The 21,209-nt window shown below is 63.5% G+C and carries 19 protein-coding genes and 1 pseudogene; 10 read left to right on the plus strand and 10 right to left on the minus strand.

Annotated features, from left to right (window positions below; all coding sequences use genetic code 11):
- Nucleotides 1-31 precede the first annotated feature (31 nt).
- The 3 genes from IFT44_RS20115 (at nucleotide 32) to IFT44_RS20125 (ending at nucleotide 1,882) form a co-directional block, all read left to right on the plus strand.
- Nucleotides 32-760, plus strand: coding sequence for an OmpA family protein (locus IFT44_RS20115; protein ID WP_122476780.1), 729 nt, complete (start codon nucleotides 32-34; stop codon nucleotides 758-760).
- A 92-nt stretch (nucleotides 761-852) separates the two neighbouring features.
- Nucleotides 853-1,131 (plus strand): DUF1145 domain-containing protein, encoded by a 279-nt coding sequence (locus IFT44_RS20120; RefSeq protein WP_122476462.1) that lies wholly within the window; start codon nucleotides 853-855, stop codon nucleotides 1,129-1,131.
- Nucleotides 1,124-1,882, plus strand: coding sequence for a collagen-like protein (locus IFT44_RS20125; protein ID WP_192052890.1), 759 nt, complete (start codon nucleotides 1,124-1,126; stop codon nucleotides 1,880-1,882). Before IFT44_RS20120 ends, IFT44_RS20125 begins: the two co-directional genes overlap by 8 nt.
- 10 nt (nucleotides 1,883-1,892) lie before the next feature.
- Here IFT44_RS20125 and IFT44_RS20130 read toward each other — a convergent pair whose 3' ends face one another.
- Nucleotides 1,893-2,354, minus strand: coding sequence for a DUF2269 family protein (locus IFT44_RS20130; protein ID WP_122476458.1), 462 nt, complete (start codon nucleotides 2,352-2,354; stop codon nucleotides 1,893-1,895).
- A 97-nt stretch (nucleotides 2,355-2,451) separates the two neighbouring features.
- Here IFT44_RS20130 and dinG point away from each other — a divergent pair, with 97 nt between their 5' ends.
- The 5 genes from dinG (at nucleotide 2,452) to IFT44_RS20155 (ending at nucleotide 8,263) form a co-directional block, all read left to right on the plus strand.
- On the plus strand, nucleotides 2,452-4,596 hold the full coding sequence (gene dinG / locus IFT44_RS20135) for an ATP-dependent DNA helicase DinG (protein ID WP_122476457.1): 2,145 nt from the start codon (nucleotides 2,452-2,454) through the stop codon (nucleotides 4,594-4,596).
- Between the two features lie 111 nt (nucleotides 4,597-4,707).
- Nucleotides 4,708-5,853, plus strand: coding sequence for a serine hydrolase (locus IFT44_RS20140; protein ID WP_192176463.1), 1,146 nt, complete (start codon nucleotides 4,708-4,710; stop codon nucleotides 5,851-5,853).
- Between the two features lie 124 nt (nucleotides 5,854-5,977).
- On the plus strand, nucleotides 5,978-6,958 hold the full coding sequence (locus IFT44_RS20145) for an OmpA family protein (RefSeq protein WP_192176464.1): 981 nt from the start codon (nucleotides 5,978-5,980) through the stop codon (nucleotides 6,956-6,958).
- Nucleotides 6,959-6,974: 16 nt separating this feature from the next.
- Complete coding sequence (gene pdxH, locus IFT44_RS20150) at nucleotides 6,975-7,622, plus strand: pyridoxamine 5'-phosphate oxidase (protein ID WP_192176465.1); 648 nt, start codon at nucleotides 6,975-6,977, stop codon at nucleotides 7,620-7,622.
- Nucleotides 7,623-7,798: 176 nt separating this feature from the next.
- Entirely contained in the window at nucleotides 7,799-8,263 is a 465-nt protein-coding gene (locus IFT44_RS20155) for a glycine zipper 2TM domain-containing protein (protein WP_043185261.1), read from the plus strand.
- A gap of 106 nt (nucleotides 8,264-8,369) precedes the next feature.
- Here the strand turns inward: IFT44_RS20155 and IFT44_RS20160 are convergent, their stop codons facing one another.
- The 7 genes and pseudogenes from IFT44_RS20160 to IFT44_RS20190 all read right to left on the minus strand — a co-directional run bounded on the left by IFT44_RS20160 (nucleotide 8,370) and on the right by IFT44_RS20190 (nucleotide 15,873).
- Nucleotides 8,370-9,980 (minus strand): NAD(P)/FAD-dependent oxidoreductase, encoded by a 1,611-nt coding sequence (locus IFT44_RS20160; RefSeq protein ID WP_192052898.1) that lies wholly within the window; start codon nucleotides 9,978-9,980, stop codon nucleotides 8,370-8,372.
- Nucleotides 9,981-10,084: 104 nt separating this feature from the next.
- Complete coding sequence (locus IFT44_RS20165; protein ID WP_122476450.1) at nucleotides 10,085-10,762, minus strand: hypothetical protein; 678 nt, start codon at nucleotides 10,760-10,762, stop codon at nucleotides 10,085-10,087.
- 208 nt (nucleotides 10,763-10,970) lie between these two features.
- A pseudogene (locus tag IFT44_RS20170) lies at nucleotides 10,971-11,610 on the minus strand (ABC transporter ATP-binding protein); the annotation flags it as partial.
- On the minus strand, nucleotides 11,611-12,378 hold the full coding sequence (livG, locus tag IFT44_RS20175) for a high-affinity branched-chain amino acid ABC transporter ATP-binding protein LivG (protein ID WP_122476447.1): 768 nt from the start codon (nucleotides 12,376-12,378) through the stop codon (nucleotides 11,611-11,613).
- On the minus strand, nucleotides 12,375-13,628 hold the full coding sequence (locus IFT44_RS20180; RefSeq protein WP_122476445.1) for a high-affinity branched-chain amino acid ABC transporter permease LivM: 1,254 nt from the start codon (nucleotides 13,626-13,628) through the stop codon (nucleotides 12,375-12,377). The genes livG and IFT44_RS20180 overlap by 4 nt, the downstream gene beginning before the upstream one ends.
- On the minus strand, nucleotides 13,625-14,548 hold the full coding sequence (gene livH, locus IFT44_RS20185; RefSeq protein WP_122476443.1) for a high-affinity branched-chain amino acid ABC transporter permease LivH: 924 nt from the start codon (nucleotides 14,546-14,548) through the stop codon (nucleotides 13,625-13,627). Before livH ends, IFT44_RS20180 begins: the two co-directional genes overlap by 4 nt.
- Nucleotides 14,549-14,757: 209 nt before the next feature.
- On the minus strand, nucleotides 14,758-15,873 hold the full coding sequence (locus IFT44_RS20190; protein ID WP_122476442.1) for a branched-chain amino acid ABC transporter substrate-binding protein: 1,116 nt from the start codon (nucleotides 15,871-15,873) through the stop codon (nucleotides 14,758-14,760).
- Between the two features lie 369 nt (nucleotides 15,874-16,242).
- Here IFT44_RS20190 and IFT44_RS20195 point away from each other — a divergent pair, with 369 nt between their 5' ends.
- Nucleotides 16,243-16,548, plus strand: a complete 306-nt coding sequence (locus IFT44_RS20195) for a DUF2288 domain-containing protein (RefSeq protein ID WP_192176466.1) — start codon at nucleotides 16,243-16,245, stop codon at nucleotides 16,546-16,548.
- A gap of 177 nt (nucleotides 16,549-16,725) precedes the next feature.
- Here IFT44_RS20195 and rapA read toward each other — a convergent pair whose 3' ends face one another.
- Nucleotides 16,726-19,572, minus strand: a complete 2,847-nt coding sequence (gene rapA / locus IFT44_RS20200; RefSeq protein WP_122476438.1) for an RNA polymerase-associated protein RapA — start codon at nucleotides 19,570-19,572, stop codon at nucleotides 16,726-16,728.
- Nucleotides 19,573-19,773: 201 nt separating this feature from the next.
- Between rapA and apbC the strand changes: the two genes are divergently transcribed.
- A complete protein-coding gene (apbC, locus tag IFT44_RS20205; RefSeq protein WP_122476437.1) occupies nucleotides 19,774-20,868 on the plus strand; it encodes an iron-sulfur cluster carrier protein ApbC in 1,095 nt (364 codons plus the stop codon).
- 128 nt (nucleotides 20,869-20,996) lie between these two features.
- Here apbC and IFT44_RS20210 read toward each other — a convergent pair whose 3' ends face one another.
- Complete coding sequence (locus IFT44_RS20210) at nucleotides 20,997-21,206, minus strand: cold-shock protein (protein WP_049862192.1); 210 nt, start codon at nucleotides 21,204-21,206, stop codon at nucleotides 20,997-20,999.
- Between the last annotated feature and the right edge of the window lie 3 nt (nucleotides 21,207-21,209).

Genomic DNA, 21,209 nt, shown 5'->3' on the forward strand with positions numbered 1-21,209 from the left:
CCCGCCGGCGACTCAGGAGCCTTGAATGAAGCTGAAAGATCTATCGCGGACCGTACTTCCCGCTCTGCTGGTCGCCGGTGTGCTGAGCGGCTGTACCACCTCCCCTGAAGGGGCGTCCCCACTCAACTCGCGTACCTGGCCTGTCTGCAGCGTGCTGGGTGGCCTCGCCGGTGGCGGGCTGGGTGCCATTGAAAGTGGTGCGTGGGCCGCTGGCGGTGGCTTGGCCGGCGCGGTGGTGAGCGGTCTGGTCTGCTATGCCCAGGATGGCGACAAGGACGAAGACGGCGTATTCGATCGACGCGATCGTTGCCCCGATACCCCGGCCAATACGCCAGTCAAGCACAACGGCTGCCCATTGCCGGTATACCCCGCCGTGACCAAGGCGCCCGAGCCGCCAGTGGCCGATATCCCCGAAGTGGTCACCTTGAGCGATGCGGGCGACGTACCGTTCGAATTCGGCAGCGCCGAACTGACCTCAAGTGCCCGTACCGAACTGACATCGCTGGCAGCGCGGATGAAGACGGCCCAGGTGGCCATGGTCAAGATCGTCGGTCATACCGACAGCGTCGGCAGCGATGCCTTCAATCAGAAGCTGTCCGAGCAACGTGCCGCCAGTGTCGTCTCGTTTCTTCTGGGCCAAGACGTTGCGGCAGACAAGCTGAGCAGCGAGGGTCGCGGTGAAAGCGAGCCTGTCGACAGCAACGACACCGACGCCGGACGCGCCAAGAACCGTCGCGTGGAAATCCATCTGAGCCATTGATCGATGTGGGTCGGCAGGTTTTTCCTGCCGGCCTCTGGTCACCGCCACCTCCCAGCCGTTAATGTGCGCCTAGCCAATGCCGTGGGGGGCACATGAAAGGATTTCTGATTCTGGGTAAATGTCTGACCTTGCTGTTCTGGTGGGTGGTACTGCTCAACCTGTTCATGCCGATGGTCAAACCGTTTCATGCACTGATCAACCTGGCCGGCGGCACGTTGCTGTTCCTGCACCTGATCGAAGCGATCGCCTTCAACAAGCGCCTGCGCGGGCGCAGCCATCCGTGGCTTGACCGAGTCCAGATCCTGCTGGCCGGGATCTTTCACATCCAATCCATTCCCGCACCGTCCGATACCGAGGCTAGCCATGCGTAAGCTGGGTTTGTTGGCAGTACTGTTTGCGCCGCTGGCATTGGCCGAGTCGGTCAGTGTCGAACCTCATTCGCTGTTGCGCCTGCCGGCCAGCTCCAGCGTGCTGCAGTTGCAGCGCCTGGAGGTAGCGGATTACGGCACGTTGCTGATTCCCGCCAACCTGACCGAACTCAGTGTCGAGCAATTGCGCCTGGGGCATGAGGCGCGGATTGCGATAGTGCCGGGCGAGCAGGAGTTGCGCCTGCGCGCGCAGCATGCAGAGCTTGGCAGCGGCAGCCAGATCCTCGCCCGTGGCGCGCCCGGTACCCATCAGAAGGCGGCTCGCGCAGGGCGCAATCTTGACGTGCAGTTGCAATCGCTGGACGCCCTGGAGGTGAACATCGACGCGCGCGGCGGCGCGGGTGCCGATGGCTATGCGGGTCTGGACGGTGGCAATGGCCAGGCGCCTGGTTGTACCTGGGGCTCGGCGGGACGCGGTGGCAACGGTGACAATGGCGGCGACGGCCTGCCTGGTGCGCCTGGCGCCAATGTCCGCCTGCGCCTGCCGGCGACCTTCGCCAGCGAAGCGATCCAGGTGCGCACCGACGGCGGCCAGGGCGGCGCTGCCGGTGTTCCCGGACGTCCGGGCGCCGGAGGCAAATCCAGGGGCTGCGTGGTGTACCGCGCCGAAGGCGGCAAGTCGGGTCGCGAGGGCTTGCCGGGGAGAGCAGGCGAGGCGGGCACCGAAGGCACGTTGAGCATCCAGCGCTTCTGACCAGGTTGGTTCAGAACTGCCTGGCCATACCCAGCACCACGGTCGCCAGGCCCAGCAGCAGGCCACCCACCGCCAGGCGACGCAGCTGCTTCACGGCGATCGCGCCGTCCGCCCACGCCTGGGCCGCCACGGCCTTGCGCAGCGCGGGCAGTTGCAGGCCCTGCATGCGCAGGAACAAGGCCACCATGACCACGTACAGGCCCATCATGATCTGTACGTCGCGTGGCGCCGTCTCGAAGCCGGTGAAGCGCAGGCGCAGCAGGGCGACGCCGCTGATCGGAAGAATCAGCACGGCGGCCCAGACCCCGCCGAACAGCCGTGGGAAAATATCCACCAGACGCTGCAGGCGCTGAACCCGCGAAGGCACTGCCAGCCCGGCCGGGCGCAGGATCGTCCACGTCGCCAGCATGCCGCCCAGCCACATCAGCACAGCGAGCCCATGCAGGGTTTGAAACACGCTGTCGGCGCTCATGGGTATCTCCAGCCAGCACATCGAAGTCGAGCAGGGTATGATAGCGACCCGATGAGAACCACTGAAAATATATCCAGCCTTTCGCCATGACCAGCCGATGATCAGTAACGAACTCAAAACCACGATCCAGGGCGCCTACACGCGTTTTCTCGAAGCCAAGAGCCTCAAGCCGCGCTATGGCCAGCGCCTGATGATCGCCGAAATCGCCAAGGTATTGGGCGACATCGCGTGCGATGACGAAGGCCGGCGTACGGGCGATCCGGCGGTGGTGGCGGTGGAAGCGGGCACCGGCACCGGCAAGACGGTTGCCTACAGCCTGGCCGCGATTCCGGTGGCCAAGGCGGCCGGCAAGCGCCTGGTGATTGCCACGGCCACGGTCGCGCTGCAGGAACAGATCGTGTTCAAGGATCTGCCCGACCTGATGCGCAACAGCGGGCTGAACTTCACCTTCTCGCTGGCCAAGGGCCGCGGACGCTACCTGTGCCTGTCCAAACTCGACGTGCTGCTGCAGGAAGGACACGCGCAGAGCGCGACCGCGCAGCTGTTCGAAGAGGAAGGTTTCAAGATCGAGGTCGACGAGGCGAGCCAGAAACTGTTCACCAGCATGATCGAGAAACTGGCCGGCAACAAATGGGACGGTGACCGCGACAGCTGGCCGGTGGCCCTGGAAGATCAGCAATGGTCGCGCCTGACCACCGACCACAGCCAGTGCACCGGCCGCCATTGCCCTAACTTTGCCCAGTGCACCTTCTACAAGGCACGCGAAGGCATGGGCAAGGTCGATGTGATCGTCACCAACCATGACATGGTACTGGCCGACCTGGCGTTGGGCGGCGGGGCAGTGCTGCCCGACCCGCGCGACACGTTGTACGTATTCGATGAAGGCCATCACCTGCCTGACAAGGCGATCGGTCATTTCGCGCACTACAGCCGATTGCGCTCCACAGCCGACTGGCTGGAAACCACGGCCAAGAACCTGACCAAGCTGCTCGCCCAGCACCCGCTGCCGGGTGACCTGGGGCGCTTGATCGAGCAGGTGCCGGAGCTGGCCCGTGAGATCAAGACCCAGCAGCAGTTCATGTTCAGCGCCTGCGAGCAACTGGCGGACTTCAAGCCCGGCGAAGACATGGAAGGCCGTGAGCGCCCACGCCATCGCTTCGTCGGCGGGGTGGTGCCCGAGCATATGCGGGAAATGGGCATCGAGCTGAAGAAGGGCTTTTCCAAACTGACCGACCTGTTCACCCGCTTGAGCGAGTTGCTCAAGGAAGGCATGGACGGCGAAAAGAACGTGGGCATTGCCAGCCATCAGGCCGAGGAATGGTACCCGCTGTTCGGCAGCCTGCTGGCTCGCGCCCAGGGCAGTTGGGAATTGTGGACGGCCTTCACCGCCGAAGACCCCGAAGACAGTCCGCCCATGGCGCGCTGGCTGACCCTGGCCGATGGCGGTGCGCTGTACGATATCGAAGTCAATGCCAGCCCGATCCTGGCGGCTGAGATGCTGCGCCGCAACCTGTGGAACGTCGCCTACGGTGCCTTGGTGACATCGGCTACCCTGACCGCATTGGGCAAGTTCGACCGTTTCCGCATGCGCGCCGGGATTCCCAAGGCCTCGGTGACCGCCATCGTGCCCAGCCCCTTTCACCATGAACAGGCCGGGGTGCTGCGCGTCCCTGACCTGCGAGCCGACCCCCGCGATGCGGCGGCGCATACCGCTGCGATCATCCGCGACCTGCCGGACCTGGTCGAAGGCTATCGTGGAACCCTGGTGCTGTTCTCCTCGCGCAAACAGATGCAGGACGTGTTCGACGGCCTGGACCGCGACTGGCGCAAGCAGGTGTTCATCCAGGGCAACCTGTCCAAGCAGGAAACCTTGAACAAGCACAAGGCGCGTGTCGATGGCGGGGACTCCAGCGTGCTGTTCGGTCTCGCCAGCTTCGCCGAAGGCGTCGACTTGCCCGGTGCCTATTGCGAGCATGTGATCATCGCCAAGATCCCCTTCGCAGTGCCTGACGATCCGGTGGAGGCGGCACTGGCCGAATGGATCGAGGCCCGCGGTGGCAACCCGTTCATGGAAATCGCCGTGCCCGATGCTTCGCTGCGCCTGATCCAGGCCTGCGGGCGATTGCTGCGTACCGAGCAGGATCGCGGCACCATCACGCTGCTCGATCGACGCCTGGTCACCCAGCGCTACGGCAAGGCCATCCTCAACGCATTGCCACCGTTCCGTCGGGAGATTTCCTGACGGCCCGCACGGCCCTGGTGCGACGATAATCGAGGGCAGGGCGGTTCACAAAGCGCTGAATCGCTGAAACAATGCGCTTCATTTTTCGCGGCGTGGTCGATGGGAGTCAGGGTGCAGATACAAGGTCACTTCGAGTTGCAGTTCGAAGCCGTGCGTGAAGCGTTCGCGGCACTGTTCGACAACCCTCAGGAGCGCGGCGCCGCGCTGTGCATCCAGGTGGGTGGCGAGACGGTCGTCGATCTCTGGGCCGGTACTGCCGACAAGGACGGTACCCAGGCCTGGCACAGCGACACCATCCTCAACCTGTTCTCCTGCACCAAGACCTTCACCGCCGTGACTGCCCTGCAGTTGGTGGCCGAGGGCAAGCTGGCGCTGGACGCTCCGGTGGCCCGCTACTGGCCGGAATTCGCCGCCGCCGGCAAACAGTCGATCACCTTGCGCCATCTGCTCTGCCATCAGGCCGGCCTGCCGGCCTTGCGTGACATGCTGCCGCCCGAGGCGCTCTACGACTGGCCACGGATGACTGCCGCGCTGGCGGCGGAAACGCCATGGTGGCAACCGGGTGCTGGGCATGGCTATGCGGCCATCACCTACGGCTGGCTGGTCGGCGAACTGCTGCGGCGGGCCGATAACCGCGGGCCGGGCGAGTCCATCGTGGCGCGGGTGGCCAAACCCCTGGGGCTGGATTTCCACGTCGGGCTGGCGGATGAGGAGTTCCACCGCGTCGCGCACATCGCCCGCGGCAAGGGCAATGTCGGCGACGAAGCGGCCCAGCGTCTGTTGCAGGTGACCATGCGCGAACCCGCGGCCATGGCCACGCGCGCCTTCACCAATCCGCCATCGGTGCTGACCAGTACCAACAAGCCAGAGTGGCGACGCATGCAACAGCCTGCGGCGAACGGCCATGGCAATGCCCGCAGCCTGGCCGGTTTCTACGCCGGTTTGCTCGACGGCAGCCTGCTCGAATCCGACATGCTTGCCGAGCTTACCCGGGAGCACAGCCTGGGCCTGGACAAGACGCTCATGACGCCCACGCGATTCGGCCTGGGCTGCATGCTCGACCAGCCACAAGTGGCCAACGCCACCTTCGGCCTGGGTGCGGGCGCCTTCGGTCACCCCGGGGCAGGGGGGTCGGTCGGCTTCGCCGATCCGGAACATGATGTTGCCTTTGGTTTTGCCGTGAACACACTGGGCCCCTATATACTGATGGACCCACGAGCACAGCACCTGGTGCGCGTTCTGCGCAGTTGTCTCTGAAGCGATTGATCACAAATCGACCAGCGGTCGCCCATTGGGCTATGACTGCTCTACTCTATCAATCAATAATTTAGGCCGGTTTGTTAAACCGGTTTGTATTTACCAACACCTTGTGGAATGCACCATGTCACCGAATAAATCCATCGCGTTTGCCTTGTGCCTGGCCGCTACCGGTTGTGCTCAAACTCCCCAGGATTCCTCGGCCCAGGGCGGGCATGCCTGGTGGCCATTTGGCCGTGACGCAGTCGCCAGCAAGGCGGCTGACAAGGAAGTCGAGCAGGCCATCACCGACAAGGTGGCCAAGGCCGATTCCAAGTCCGACAGCGAAAGCCGTTGGTGGTGGCCGTTCGGCGCCAGCAGCACCCCTGCCCAGGCCAAGGTTGCCGACGTGCCGAAGGTCGACCCCAAGGTCACCCAGGCCTGGCTCGACGCCTACGAGCCGAAGCTGCGCGAAGCCATCAAGGACAGCAAGTTCGAACTCGAGCGTCGCGAAGACCTGCTGGTGATCACCGCACCGGTCGACTCCTCGTTCAACCCGGACCGGCCTTCGATGCTGCTGCCGATCAGCCTCGGCCCGATCACCCGCGTGGCCAAGGCCATCGACGCCGATCACAAGACAGCTGTGCTGGTCCTGGGCCATGCCGACACCAGCGGCCCCGGGCCGTTGAACCAGAAACTGAGCCAGGAGCGTGCGCAGTCGATCGCCTCGATCTTCCGCCTCAGCGGTCTGCAGCGTGACCGCCTGATGCTGCGTGGCATGGGTTCGGTCATGCCCCGTGCCGCCAACGACAGTGTCGAAGGTCGTTCGCTCAATCGTCGCGTGGAAATTCTCCTGACCCCGCAGAACACCATGCTGGCCCTGCTGGCCAAGTACAACCAGCCGACCTTCACTGCCGCTGAAATGCTTGCCACCCAGGACGTCAAGGCCGTGCCTGCACCGGTTGCCAAACCTGCCGCCAAGGCGCCGGCCAAGGCTGCAACCGCGAAGAAAACCGCAGCCAAGCCAGCCGTGGCCAAGAAAGCCGCCCCGGCTGCCAAGAAAACCGAGGCCAAGAAAGCCGTCGCCAAGCAAGCCGTGAGCAACGACCAGGCCAAGGCGCACTGATGCAAGGATTGCTGCCATGACGCAAGCCCTGGCCGACATGCGCCGTAGTTACACCCGTGATGGGCTGGACGAGGCACAGGCACCGTCCGAGCCCTTCGCGCTGTTTCGCCAGTGGTTCGGCGAGGCAGTCCAGACCGAGCAGGCGCCGGTGGAAGCCAACGCGATGACGCTGGCCACCGTCGATGCCGAAGGTCGTCCCCATTGTCGCGTGTTGCTGCTCAAGGGCCTGGATGATCAGGGTTTCACCTTCTTCAGCAACTACGACAGTGCCAAGGGCCAGCAGCTGGCAGATCGGCCGTTTGCGGCCATGACCTTCTTCTGGCCTACCCTCGAGCGACAAGTGCGAATAGAAGGGCGGGTGAGCAAGGTCAGCGCGGCCGAGTCCGATGCCTACTATCGGGTCCGTCCCCTTGGCAGTCGCCTCGGTGCCTGGGCCTCGCCGCAAAGCCAGGTCATTGCCGATCGCAGCGAGCTGCAAGCGCTGCTGCAGGCAACCGAGCAGCGCTTCAGCGCTGTCGAGCCCGAGTGCCCCGCGCACTGGGGTGGTTATCGCCTGGTGGCTGATCGAATCGAGTTCTGGCAGGGGCGTCCCAGTCGCCTGCACGACCGCCTCAACTATCGCTTGCAAGCCGGTTCGTGGGTTCGCGAACGTCTGGCTCCGTGACCCTGCCTTGACCTTTTGCCACTGCCCGTTGTCCAGACGTTCAGTGGCTCGTCGAGCATCCAGGCCCGCGTCTGCGCCCTTTGACGCACCTTTGACGTAAATTTTTATAGACCGTGTCGTGACAGCCGTTGGCCTGCGGCGTCTAATGCACACATGCCCCATGGAGTCCTGCCAAAATGCGCAAGTCAGTTCTGCTAGTTGCCTGCTTCACCACGATGTCCCTGCTGCTGGGCGGATGTGCCTCCAACCTGTCGGGCGACTCCTACTCGCGCGACGAGGCGCGCCGTGTGCAAACCGTGCGCATGGGCACCATCGAGTCGCTGCGTCCGGTCAAGATCGAAGGCACCAAGACACCGATCGGCGGTGGCGCGGGTGCCGTGGTCGGTGGTGTTGCCGGCAGTGCAGTCGGTGGCGGTCGCGGCAGCATCGTCGCTGCCGTGATCGGCGCCGTGGCTGGCGGTCTGCTGGGCTCGGCCACCGAAGAAGGATTCACCCGCACCCAGGGCGTGGAAATCACCGTGCGTGAGGACGACGGCAGCATGCGTGCCTACGTTCAGGCCGTACAGGAGAACGAAGTGTTCCGTGTCGGCGAGCGTGTACGCATCATGACGGTAGACGGCACCAGCCGCGTTTCGCACTAAGCGAACTCGTCGACGAAAAAACCGGCCTAGGCCGGTTTTTTTGCGCCCGCTTGAGGCGTGAGCGGCATGCGTTTTCCAGGCAATGCCAATACGCAGTGGCGAAGGGTCAGTGCAGACCCAGAATATCCCTCGCTACGGCTTCGGCGATACGTACGCCGTCCACGCCGGCGGAGAGGATCCCGCCCGCATAGCCAGCACCTTCACCGGCCGGGAACAGACCCTTGAGGTTCAGGCTCTGGTAGTCGGCACCACGGGTGATGCGCAGGGGCGAGGACGTGCGTGTCTCGATGCCGGTCAGCACGGCGTCATGCATCGAGAAGCCTTTGATCTGGCGTTCGAATGCCGGCAGGGCCTCGCGGATCGCTTCGATGGCGAAAGCCGGCAGCGACAGTGCCAGGTCGCCCAGCGTGACCCCCGGTTTGTACGAAGGCTCGACGCTGCCCAGTGCTGTGGAGGGCTTGCCGGCAACGAAGTCGCCCAGCAATTGCGCCGGCGCCTGATAGTTGCTGCCACCCAGCAGGTAAGCCGTGGACTCGAGCTGTTCCTGCAGTTCGATGCCGGCCAGCGGGCCGCCGGGATAGTCCTGTTCCGGGGTAATGCCGACGACGATGCCTGAGTTGGCATTGCGCTCGTTGCGCGAATACTGGCTCATGCCGTTGGTGACCACGCGACCCGGTTCGGACGTGGCCGCGACCACGGTACCGCCGGGGCACATGCAGAAGCTGTACACCGAGCGGCCATTCTTGGCGTGGTGGACCAGTTTGTAGTCAGCGGCACCCAGCTTCGGGTGGCCGGCGTACTTGCCCAGCCGGGCGCGGTCGATGATGCCCTGCGGGTGCTCCACGCGAAAACCGATGGAGAAGGGCTTGGCTTCCATGAACACATTGCGCGCGTGCAGCATGCGAAAGGTATCCCGGGCGCTATGTCCCAGGGCCATGACCACATGGTTGGAGAGCAACTGCTCGCCGCTTTCCAGAACCACTCCCTGCAGCCGCTCGCCATCGACCAGCAGGTCGGTGACTTTCTGCTCGAAGCGGATCTCGCCGCCCAGCGCGATGATCTGCTGGCGCATGTTCTCGACCATGCCGGTCAGGCGGAACGTGCCGATGTGTGGCTTGCTGACGTAGAGGATTTCCTCGGGCGCTCCAGCCTTGACGAACTCGTGCAGAACCTTGCGCCCATGGTGCTGTGGGTCCTTGATCTGGCTGTAGAGCTTGCCATCGGAAAAGGTGCCGGCACCGCCCTCGCCGAATTGCACGTTGGACTCGGCGTTCAGCACGTTCTTGCGCCACAGGCCCCAGGTGTCCTTGGTGCGCTGGCGCACCTCCTTGCCACGCTCGAGCACGATGGGCTTGAAGCCCATCTGCGCCAGCAGCAGGGCGGCGAAGATCCCGCAGGGGCCGAAACCCACGACCAGAGGGCGCTGGGCATAGTCCCCTGGCGCATGCCCGACTACCTTGTAGCTGACATCCGGGGCCACGTTGACGTTGTGGTCATCGGCGAAACGCTCGAGCACCGCGGCTTCGTCGCGCACTTGCAGATCGACGGTGTAGATGAACTGCAGTTCGCTGTTCTTCTTGCGCGCATCGTAGCTGCGTTTGAATAGAGTGAAGTCCAGCAGGTCGGCGTCGGCGATGCCCAGGCGCTGCACGATGGCAGGTTGCAGGGCGTCGTCGGAGTGGTCCAGGGGCAACTTGAGTTCGGTGATTCGTAGCATGACAGGTCCAAAAATCCGGGCGCGCCCCGGGGGCATAACAGAACCCGGCATTATAAACGCGATGCGCTGCCCGTCGTCAGGTAAAAAACGCTGGACGGTGCAGCTTACTGATTGCGTGCGCCGCCGAAGGTCGCGCAGCCACGCTGCACGTCGCCGTTGACGCGCAGTTCGGCAGCGAGGAATTGCACACCCTGATTGCGCGTATCGACGCAGCGTTGCGGTGCCACCCACAGCTCGATGCGCTGGCCGTTGGCCTCGGTGGACAGGTTGAAGCGGCCATCGCCGACCTGTTCCTCGACATAGGGCAAGGCCAGGGGAGCCTGACCTTCGCGATCCACGATCATGCCCTGGCCGGTCACCCTGACCTGCCAGCGCGGGGACTCGCCAGCGGCGCTCAGGCTGGACAGCTTGAAGTCCGGGTCCTTGCACGCGGCCAGCGAGCGATCGAGTCGATAGAGCTGCTGCAGGCGCAGTTGGCCATCGGTGCTGCCGTTGGTGCTGGCGTCGAAACGTCCGCGCAGGTCGGCATACACCACAGGGCGATTGCCGGCCAGTTGCGAGGCCTCCTGCAACACCCCGGTGCCATTGCTGTCGGTTACCGCATAGCGGCGCGGGTCACCACAGGGCTGAAAGAACAGCCGGCCGTTGTCGCCCTGCAGGGCGCCTTGCATGCGGGTCAGGCCTGCAGTGGAAGGGGCATCCGCAGCGCGGTTGAAGATGGACTGGCAGCTGGCGAGCAGTGGCAGCAGGGCGAGCATGGCGAGGGAGCGGGGCAGGTGCATCGTGGGTCTCCTGAACGATGAGGAGCACGGTAGCACAGGGCCCGTGAAAAGCGTGTTCGCAGGGACGACGGGACTACGTCGTCCGCTCCGCCTCACGGTCTGCCGTAGGAGCGGGCCGCGGCCGCGAAGGACTTACCGCGGTCTGTCAGTCGAGCCGCGGTAAGTCCTTCGCGGCCGCGGACCGCTCCTACAGGTAGCGGGGCGCACNGCATGACCACCCGGCCGTTTTCCAGCACGTAGGCACGGTCGGCGATCTTCAGGGCCTGGTTGGCGTTCTGTTCGACCAGGAACACCGTGACCCCATCACGGCGCAACTGCTCGATGATGTCGAAGATCTGCTGGATGATGATCGGTGCCAGCCCCAGGGAGGGTTCATCGAGCAACAGCAGCTTGGGCTTGCTCATCAGCGCGCGGCCGATGGCGAGCATCTGCTGTTCACCGCCCGACATGGTGCCCCCGCGCTGGCTGAAGCGTTCCTTGAGCCGCGGGAACAAGGCCAGGACCTTGTCCATCTGCTCCTCGTAGTCGCCCTTGTCGGTGAAGAACCCACCCATGGCCAGGTTTTCCTCGACGGTCAGGCGCGCGAACACCCGGCGACCTTCGGGCACCACGGCAATGCTCTTGCGCATGATCTCCGCTGACTCCTTGCCCACCAGTTCCTCGCCCATGTAGCGAATGCTCCCCGAGTGCGCCCGCGGCGCGCCGCACAGGGTCATCAGCAGGGTTGACTTGCCCGCGCCGTTGGCCCCGATCAGGGTGACGATCTCGCCCTGGCGAACCTCCACATTGACCCCGTGCAGCGCCTGGATCTTGCCGTAGAAGGTAGAAACGTTTTCGAACTGCAGCATTTACGCTTCCCCCAGGTAGGCTTTGATGACGTCAGGATTGTCGCGGATCTGTTCCGGCGTGCCATCGGCCAAGGGTGTGCCCTGATTGATCACAACGATGTGGTCGGAAATGCTCATGACCAGTTTCATGTCGTGTTCGATCAGCAGCACGGTTGCGTTGTGCTCTTCACGCAGCAACCCGATCAGCGCCTTGAGGTCGTCGGTTTCGCGCGGGTTGAGGCCGGCCGCCGGTTCGTCGAGCATCAGCATGCGCGGCCGGGTCATCATGCAGCGGGCAATCTCCAGGCGGCGCTGCTGCCCGTAGGCGAGCGTCCCTGCGGTGCGATTGGCGAACTCCTTGAGGTTGACCTTTTCCAGCCAGTACTCGGCGTACTCCATGGCATCCCTTTCGCTCTTGCGAAAGTTGGGCGTCTTGAACAGGCCGGCGAAAAAATTGGTGTTCAAGTGCCGATGCTGGGCGATCAGCAGGTTTTCCAGTGCGGTCATTTCCTTGAACAGCCGCACGTTCTGGAAGGTGCGCACCACGCCCTTGCGAGCGATCTGATGGCCAGGCAGGCCCTGGATCGGCTGGCCATCGAGCAGGATGGTCCCGCCGCTGGGCTTGTAGAAGCCGGTCAGGCAGTTGAACACCGTGGTCTTGCCGGCGCCGTTGGGGCCGATGAGGGCCACCACCTGCTTTTCCTTCACGCTCAGGGCCACGCCGTTGACCGCCAGCAGGCCGCCGAAGCGCATGCTCAGGTCGGTGACTTGCAGAATGTTCTGGCTCATTTGCGCAGCTCCAGGTGGGGACGCTGCATCGGAAGCAAGCCTTGCGGACGCCAGATCATCATCAGCACCATCAGGGCGCCGAACATCAACATGCGGTAGTCACTGAACTCACGCATCAATTCAGGCAGCAGGATCATCACGATGGCGGCGAGGATCACCCCCAGTTGCGAGCCCATGCCCCCCAGCACAACGATGGCAAGAATGATCGCCGACTCGATGAAGGTGAACGATTCCGGGGTGACCAGGCCTTGCCGTGCTGCGAAGAAACTCCCTGCGAAGCCTGCGAATGCCGCGCCCAGGGTGAACGCGGAGAGCTTGATCACGGTCGGGTTGAGGCCCAGCGCGCGGCAGGCAATCTCGTCCTCACGCAGCGCTTCCCAGGCTCGTCCGATGGGCATGCGCAGCAAGCGGTTGATGACGAACAGCGCCGCCAGGGCCATCAGCAGGGCGATCAGGTAGAGAAAGATGACCTTGCCGATCGGGCTGTATTCCAGGCCGAAGAACTGGTAGAAGGTCTGGCTGCCTTCGGCGGCGCGGCGCTCGAACGAGAGGCCGAAGAACGTCGGCTTTTCGATGTTGCTGATGCCGTTCGGGCCGCCGGTGATGTCGGTGAGGTTGCGCAGGAATATCCGGATGATTTCCCCGAAGCCCAGGGTCACGATGGCCAGGTAATCACCACGCAGGCGCAGCACCGGGAAGCCCAGGAGGAAACCGAAGGTTGCCGCCAGCAGACCGGCCAGTGGCAGGCACTCCCAGAAACTCAGGCCGAAATAATGCGAGAGCAGGGCATAGCCGTAGGCGCCGACCGCATAGAAACCCACGTAACCCAGGTCGAGCAGGCCAGCCAGGCCGACCACGATGTTCAGGCCCAGGCCGAGCATGACGTAGATCAGGATCAGGGTTGCGATGTCGACCGCGCCACGCGAACCGAAGAACGGCCAGATGAACGCCAGCACCACCAGGGCCAGGATGAACCAGCGCTGAGTGCTGGGCAGGGTGAGGAAGTTCGAGGCCTTGGCCGGTATCAGCGGCCTGCTCGAATCGCGGCGCAGGCCACCGATGCGCTCGGCGAACAGCACCCGCAGGAACATCAGCAGCGAACAGCCGGCAATGGTCAGCAGGGTGCCGGTGCTGGCGTTCTGCACAACCAGGGTAACGCCGGAGAAGGCCAGTTTCAGGCCCAGTACCGGATAGGCCACGGCCCATACCAATGCCGCGCTGAAAAGCGCGGATCTAAGAGACTTGCTCATACTTTCTCAACCTCCGGACGGCCCAGGATGCCGGTCGGACGGAACAATAGAACCAGGACCAGCAGGCCGAACGACACGACATCCTTGTACTGGTCACCAAAGATATCCGCGCCGAACGCTTCGGCTACGCCCAGCACCAGGCCGCCCAGCATGGCTCCTGGGATGCTGCCGATACCGCCCAGCACCGCTGCGGTGAAGGCCTTGAGCCCGACCAGGAAGCCGGCGCTGGGGTTGATCACGCCATACTGCATGCTCAACAGCACGGCCGCGACTGCGGCCAGTGCCGCGCCTATCACGAAGGTGAGGGCGATGATCGCGTTGGTGTTGATGCCCAGCAGGTTGGCCATTTTCATGTCCTCGGCGCAGGCGCGGCAGGCACGCCCCATGCGCGAGCGGGAAATGAACAGGGTCAGGCCGTACATCGCTCCCAGCGTGACCAGGAATACCAGAATCTGCATGTAGGAAATCTGTACTTCCTCGGCACCACCGGGGCCGAAGGTCAGGCTGCCGGGGAGCAGATTGGGAATGGCGAAGTTGCCGGAACCCTGGGACAGCTGCACCGAATTCTGCAGGAAGATCGACATGCCGATCGCCGAGATCAACGGGATCAACCGGTTGCTGTTGCGCAGCGGTCGATAGGCGACACGTTCGATGCTGTAGCCATAGGCACTGGTGACCAGGATGGCGGCGGCGAAGCCGGCGATCATCAGTACCGGAAGACTGTGGATGCCCAGCATGGCCAGGCCAGCCAGAACGATGAAGGTGACATACGAACCGATCATGTACACCTCGCCATGGGCGAAGTTGATCATGCCGATGATGCCGTACACCATCGTGTAGCCGATGGCGATCAATGCATAGGTGCTGCCGATGGTCAGGCCATTCACCAACTGCTGCATGTAATGGAATAATTCAGGCATTTACCGCGCTCCTAAAAACCTGTTCGCATTTCTCCGGCCATGTCCCGAGCGCTCTCCTTGGCGCAGTGTTGCCGGGCAGGGCAGGTGAACCGCTGGTCACGGTTTCAAGATTTTCAGGGGGCCGGCCGGTGGTTCGCACCGGCCGTACCCGTCACTCGTAAAACAAAGCCCACTGCGATGCAGTGGGCTTTGTGGGGGTGTTGCCAGGCTTACTGGGCGGCTTCGGTCTTGGGTTTGCCGAAATGCCACTCGTAGACCACGAACTGGAAGTTCTTCAGGTCGCCCTTGGCGTCATAGCTCAGATCGCCCATGGGCGTCTTGAAGGTACCGGCGTGGATGGCCTCGGCCACTTTGTCGGTGTCTTCGCTCTTGGCGGCGGTGATGCCGTCGGCAATCACTTGCACGGCCGAGTACGACGGGTAAACGAACGGACCGCTCGGGTCTTGCTTCTTGTCCTGGAATGCCTTGGTCAGCGCGATGTTTTCAGGATCCTTGTCGAAAGACTTGGGCAAGGTCACCAGCAGGCCTTCGGAGGCTTCGCCTGCGATCTGCGAGATGGAATCGTTGCCCACGCCTTCAGGGCCCATGAACTTGGCGTTCAGGCCTTTCTCCTTGGACTGGCGCAGGATCTGGCCCAGCTCGGGGTGGTAGCCGCCGTAGTAGACGAAGTCGACGTTGGCCTGCTTGAGCTTGGCGATCAGCGATGAAAAATCCTTGTCGCCGGCGTTGATGCCTTCGAACACGGCAACTTTCACGCCCTTGCCTTCAAGCGTGGTCTTGACCGCCGTGGCAATACCTTCGCCGTACTGCTGCTTGTCGTGGACGACGGCAACGATCTTGGGTTTGACCACATCGGCGATGTAGTTGCCGGCGGCAGGGCCCTGGGCGCTGTCCAGGCCGATGGTACGGAATACCAGCTTCTTGCCCTTGGCGGTAATGTCGGGGCTGGTGGCCGCCGGGGTCACCATGATGATGCCTTCGTCTTCGTAGACATCGGATGCCGGCTGGGCGGAACTGGAGCACAGGTGACCAACGACGAACTTGACGCCGTCATTGACCACCTTGTTGGCCACCGCAACGGCCTGCTTGGGATCGCAGGCATCATCGTATTCGACGGCTACGAGCTGCTTGCCGTCGACGCCGCCCTTGGCGTTGATCTGCTCGATGGCCATCTTCGCGCCGTTGAACTGCATGACGCCGTATTCGGCAACCGGGCCGGTCTTGGGCCCGGCGATGCCGATCTTGATGGTGTCGGCTGCCATCGAGTGGCTGGCGACGCCGGCCAGAACCAGAGCGGCAAACAGTTTGGAAATCTGCTTATTCATTAGTGCTCCATTTTTGCGTTGTAGTTTTTATAGTCCTGGCCGAACAGGCGGCGGACCGAATCTTGGCCACACTCACCGCTTTACCCCTTCGGCGAGCCATGGCAGACGACATCCGAATCTGCACCCGACAACTGTACCGGTACAGTGTAGAGCGCCGGTTTGCCGGTTGGAAAGCTGGCGTTTGCAGCGAAAGCGATCGGTTGTCGCTAAATCGACATAAAGTTATAGATTCAAGTACATGCCGGCGTCCGGCCAGACGAATAAAGCCGGTTTGTCGGGGCAAAACTCGAACCTATATATTGCAACCGGGTTTTTCCAGACAACTCGGACCGCTATCATGGCGCCGATTTTTTCCTGACGGTGAAACCCATGACTGAAGACGCTAGCACCCTCTATGCCAAATTGCTTGGCGAGACCGCAATTATCGAATGGCAGGCATTGCAGCCCTTCTTTGCCAGGGGTGCCCTGTTGTGGGTCGAGCCTGGCCTGGATTTGATCACCGTAGGGCAGGCGTTGGCCGAAGACAAGCACGCTGAGGTCGCCCAATGGCTGGCCGATGGAAAGGTCGAGAAGCTGTCTGCGCCGCGGGCCTTGGATTTTTGCGAACGCGATCCGGTGCTGTGGGCGGTGGTGGTGTCACCGTGGGTGGTGATCCAGGAAAGGGCAGGGGAATAATACATGCACCACGACGGTGCGTGGTCGAGGTCAAACGCGCCGGTCTTCGCAACTGCTGATCGTGCACATCGGCAACCACCCGCGTGCCAGCGAACGCTGGCGACACGGCCAGTAACAGTCGGGGTGATTCCGTAACGCCTTCCCGCGCAGGCTCACGCCCGCGCGGGAAGGCAGCGGTCAGCCGGCTACCAGCACGCGAATGGCTTCCAGGCGCAGGGCAGCCTTGTCGAGCATGGCCAGGCCGTCTTCACGCTGTTTGCGCAGGGCAACCAGTTCGCTGTCCCGGACGGTCGGATTGACCGCCTGCAACGCCGTCAAGCGTGCCAGTTCCTCTTCCGTTTCGGCAGCCAGGCGGTGCTGCGCCTGTGCGACGCGTTCGGCATGCCGCGGCGCGATCTTGCTTTCGCCGGCGGTGATGCGCGGTGCGAGCACATCGCGCTGCGCCTGGATGAACTTGTTGGCGCTGGCCTTGGGGACGCTTTCGAGCTGATCGTTGAGGGTTTCGAACGACACTCGCGATGCCAGGTCGTTGCCATTGGTGTCGAGCAGGCAGCGCAGCGCCGCAGGCGGCAAGTAGCGGCCCAGCTGCAGCGAGCGCGGCGCGACCACTTCGCTGACGTAAAGCAGTTCCAGCAGCACGGTGCCTGGCTTGAGCGCCTTGTTCTTGATCAGCGCCACGGCGGTGTTGCCCATCGAGCCCGCCAGTACCAGGTCCATGCCGCCCTGCACCATGGGGTGCTCCCAGGTGATGAACTGCATGTCCTCGCGCGACAACGCCTGCTCGCGGTCGTAGGTGATGGTCACGCCTTCGTCGTCGCCGAGCGGAAAGCTGGCATCGAGCATCTTCTCGCTGGGGCGCAGGATCAACGCGTTGTCGGAATGGTCTTCGCTGTCGATGCCGAAGGCATCGAAGAGGGTTTCCATGTAGATCGGCAGGGCGAATTGATCGTCCTGCTCTTCGATGGCAGCCACCAGAGCCTGGCCTTCGCCGTCGCCGCCGGAGTTGAGCTCCAGCAGTCGGTCGCGCCCGGTGTGCAGCTCGCTTTCCAGCGACTCACGACGGCTGCGCGCCTCGTCGATCAGCGCTTGCCATTCGCCGTCGTCGGCGTTTTCCAGCATCGGCAGCAGGCGCGGACCGAACTGGTGCTGCAGCGCGTTACCCGTAGGACAGGTGTTGAGAAAGGCGTTGAGCGCGCTGTGGTACCACTGGAACAGGCGTTCCTGCGGGCTGTTTTCCAGGTACGGCACATGCAGCTCGATGATGTGTTTCTGGCCGATTCGGTCGAGACGGCCGATGCGCTGCTCGAGCAGGTCGGGGTGCGCAGGCAGGTCGAACAGCACCAGATGGTGGGCGAACTGGAAGTTGCGGCCCTCGCTGCCGATTTCCGAACAGATCAGCACCTGCGCGCCAAATTCTTCATCGGCGAAGTAGGCCGCGGCGCGGTCCCGCTCCAGAATGCTCATGCCTTCGTGGAACACCGTGGCCAGGGTGCCGGAGCGCACGCGCAGGGCGTCTTCCAGGTCCATCGCGGTTTCGGCGTGAGCGCAGATGACCAGCACCTTGGTGCGCTTGAGCATCTTGAGCGTATCGATCAGCCATTCCACCCGCGGATCGAAGCGCCACCAGCGTTCGGCGTCGCTGTCCTCGGCCTGGGCCTGGAAGCCGACTTCCGGGTACAGCTCGGCGTGTTCGCCCAGCGGCAGCTCCAGGTAGGCGTCCGGGCACGGCAGTGGGTAGGGGTGCAGCTTGCGTTCGGGGAAGCCCTGCACGGCGGCGCGGGTGTTGCGGAACAATACGCGCCCGGTGCCGTGGCGATCGAGCAGCTCGCGGATCAGCCGTGGGCCGGCTTCCTCGTCGCCCGCATTGACCGCGGCGACCAGTGTGTCGCCCTGGGCGCCAAGCAGCCCATGGATGGTCTGTTGCGCGGTGCTCGACAAGCTGCCCTTGTCGAGCAGTTCCTGCACGGCTTCGGCGACCGGACGATAGTTTTCGCTTTCGGCACGAAAGGCCGCCAGGTCATGGAAGCGGTTCGGATCGAGCAGGCGCAGGCGTGCGAAGTGGCTGTCCTGGCCCAGTTGCTCCGGGGTGGCGGTGAGCAGCAGAACGCCGGGGATGACTTCGGCCAGTTGCTCGACCAGCGAGTACTGCGGGCTGGCCTTTTCCTCGTGCCAGACCAGGTGATGGGCCTCGTCGACCACCAGCAGGTCCCAGCCGGCGGCGAACAACGCATCCTGGGCCTTTTCATCTTCGGTCAGCCATTCCAGCGAGACCAGCGCCAGTTGCGCGTCCTCGAAGGGGTTGCTGGCATCGCTTTCGATGAAGCGCTCGGCATCGAACAGGGCCACCTGCAGGTTGAAGCGCCGGCGCATTTCCACCAGCCATTGGTGCTGCAGGTTTTCCGGGACCAGGATCAGCACGCGGCTGGCTCGCCCGGACAGCAGCTGGCGATGAATCACCAGGCCGGCTTCGATGGTCTTGCCGAGGCCCACTTCGTCGGCCAGCAATACGCGCGGGGCGATGCGGTCGGCGACTTCGCGGGCAATGTGCAACTGGTGCGCGATGGGTTGCGCACGCACGCCGCCCAGGCCCCAGAGCGAGGACTGCAACTGCTTGCTGGTGTGTTCCAGGGTGTTGTAGCGCAGCGAAAACCACGGCAGTGGGTCGATCTGGCCGGCGAACAGGCGGTCGCTGGCCAGGCGGAACTGGATGAAATTGGACAGCTGGGTTTCAGGCAGCGTGCGTTGCTCGTTCTGCGCATTGAGGCCGTGGTAGACCAACAGGCCGTCGGCATCGTCGACCTCGCGGACGGTCAGTTTCCAGCCTTCGAAGTGGGTGATCACATCGCCCGGAGAAAAGCGCACGCGCGTCAACGGAGCATTGCGCAATGCGTACTGGCGGGTTTCGCCGGTGGCCGGGTAGAGCACGGTGAGCAAGCGACCGTCCTGGGCCAGGACGGTGCCCAGGCCGAGTTCCGCTTCGCTGTCGCTGATCCAGCGTTGCCCCGGTTGATACTGCTGCGCCATGCTGCCTGTCTCCCGCTTTTGAAAAGGCGCTGATTCTAACGGATTGGGGGGCGCAGGGCCAAAGGTATGCTGAATAATCTGGGCGCCGCGCGCCGATGCCGCAGACCGGCCCCGGCGGGCGCGCAAATCCAATCTGCCGGTGTCCGGGCAGACGCGTTAGGATAGCCGCCTGTTTTGCTCAGTCTTTGATCGGGAGTAGCCATGAGCACCGTGAATCGCGCAGCGGTGGAAGCCGTCCTTCGCCAGTACACCGACCCCTATATGAACCAGGACCCGGTCAGTGCCGGGTGCGTGCAGGCCATCGATATCGATGGCGCGCAGGTGCAGGTGCGCTTGCAGCTGGGGTATGCCGCCGGCCTGTTCAAGAATGGCTGGGCCCAGGTACTGCAGACGGCCATCGAAAACCTGGACGGGGTCGACCGCGCTCGCGTGCAGATCGATTGCGTGGTGCAGGCGCACAAGGCGCAGGCGCAGATTCCCGGGCTGGCCAACGTCAAGAACGTGGTGGCCGTGGCATCGGGCAAGGGTGGAGTCGGCAAGTCGACCACGGCCGCCAACCTGGCCCTGGCCCTGGCCCGCGAAGGCGCCCGGGTGGGCATTCTCGATGCCGACATCTATGGCCCCAGCCAAGGCGTGATGTTCGGCATCGCCGAGGGCACTCGGCCCAAGGTCAAGGACCAGAAATGGTTCGTGCCCATCCAGGCGCATGGCGTGGAGGTGATGTCGATGGCCTTCCTCACCGACGACAACACCCCGATGGTCTGGCGTGGTCCGATGGTGTCGGGCGCGCTGTTGCAATTGGTCACCCAGACTGCCTGGGACGACCTCGACTACCTGGTCATCGACATGCCGCCGGGTACTGGCGACATTCAGCTGACCCTGGCGCAGAAGGTGCCGGTGGCGGGTGCGGTGATCGTCACCACGCCTCAGGACCTGGCGCTGCTGGACGCCCGCAAGGGTGTCGAGATGTTCCGCAAGGTGCACATTCCCGTGCTCGGTGTGGTCGAGAACATGGCCGTGCACATCTGCTCCAACTGCGGTCATGCCGAACATCTCTTCGGCGAAGGCGGCGGCGAGAAGCTGGCATCGCAATACGGCGTGGAGCTGCTGGCGTCGCTGCCATTGTCGATGCTGATTCGCGAACAGGCCGACGGTGGCAAACCGACGGCGGCGGCCGAGCCGGAGAGCCAGATCGCCATGGTCTACCAGGAGCTGGCGCGGCATGTCGGTGCGCGGATCGTGTTGCAGGAAGCCAGCGCGCAGGCAATGCCCAGCATTACCGTCAGCGACGACTGAACTGCCCAGCCCAGTGAGTGACGGCGCGCCTGGCGCCCGCCGTCACCTGTAGCTGAAAAGATCAAACTGCGGGCATAAAAAAACCCCGCCGGTGAGGGCGGGGTTCTTCAGAAGCTGTTCAGCTCAAGTTATACGACTTGAACTTCTTCAGCTTGCATGCCTTTCTGACCGCGGGTAGCGATGAAAGAGACCTGCTGGCCTTCTTTCAGGCTTTTGAAGCCGTCAGCCTGAATGGCTTTGAAGTGTACGAACAGGTCGTCACCGGATTGTGGAGTGATGAAGCCGAAGCCTTTTTCATCGTTGAACCACTTGACGGTACCGGTTTGGCGATTGGACATGGT

Origin of the sequence: Pseudomonas sp. CFBP 13710 (genome assembly GCF_014842235.1) — a bacterium.
GTDB classification, from domain to species: Bacteria; Pseudomonadota; Gammaproteobacteria; order Pseudomonadales; family Pseudomonadaceae; genus Aquipseudomonas; species Aquipseudomonas baltica.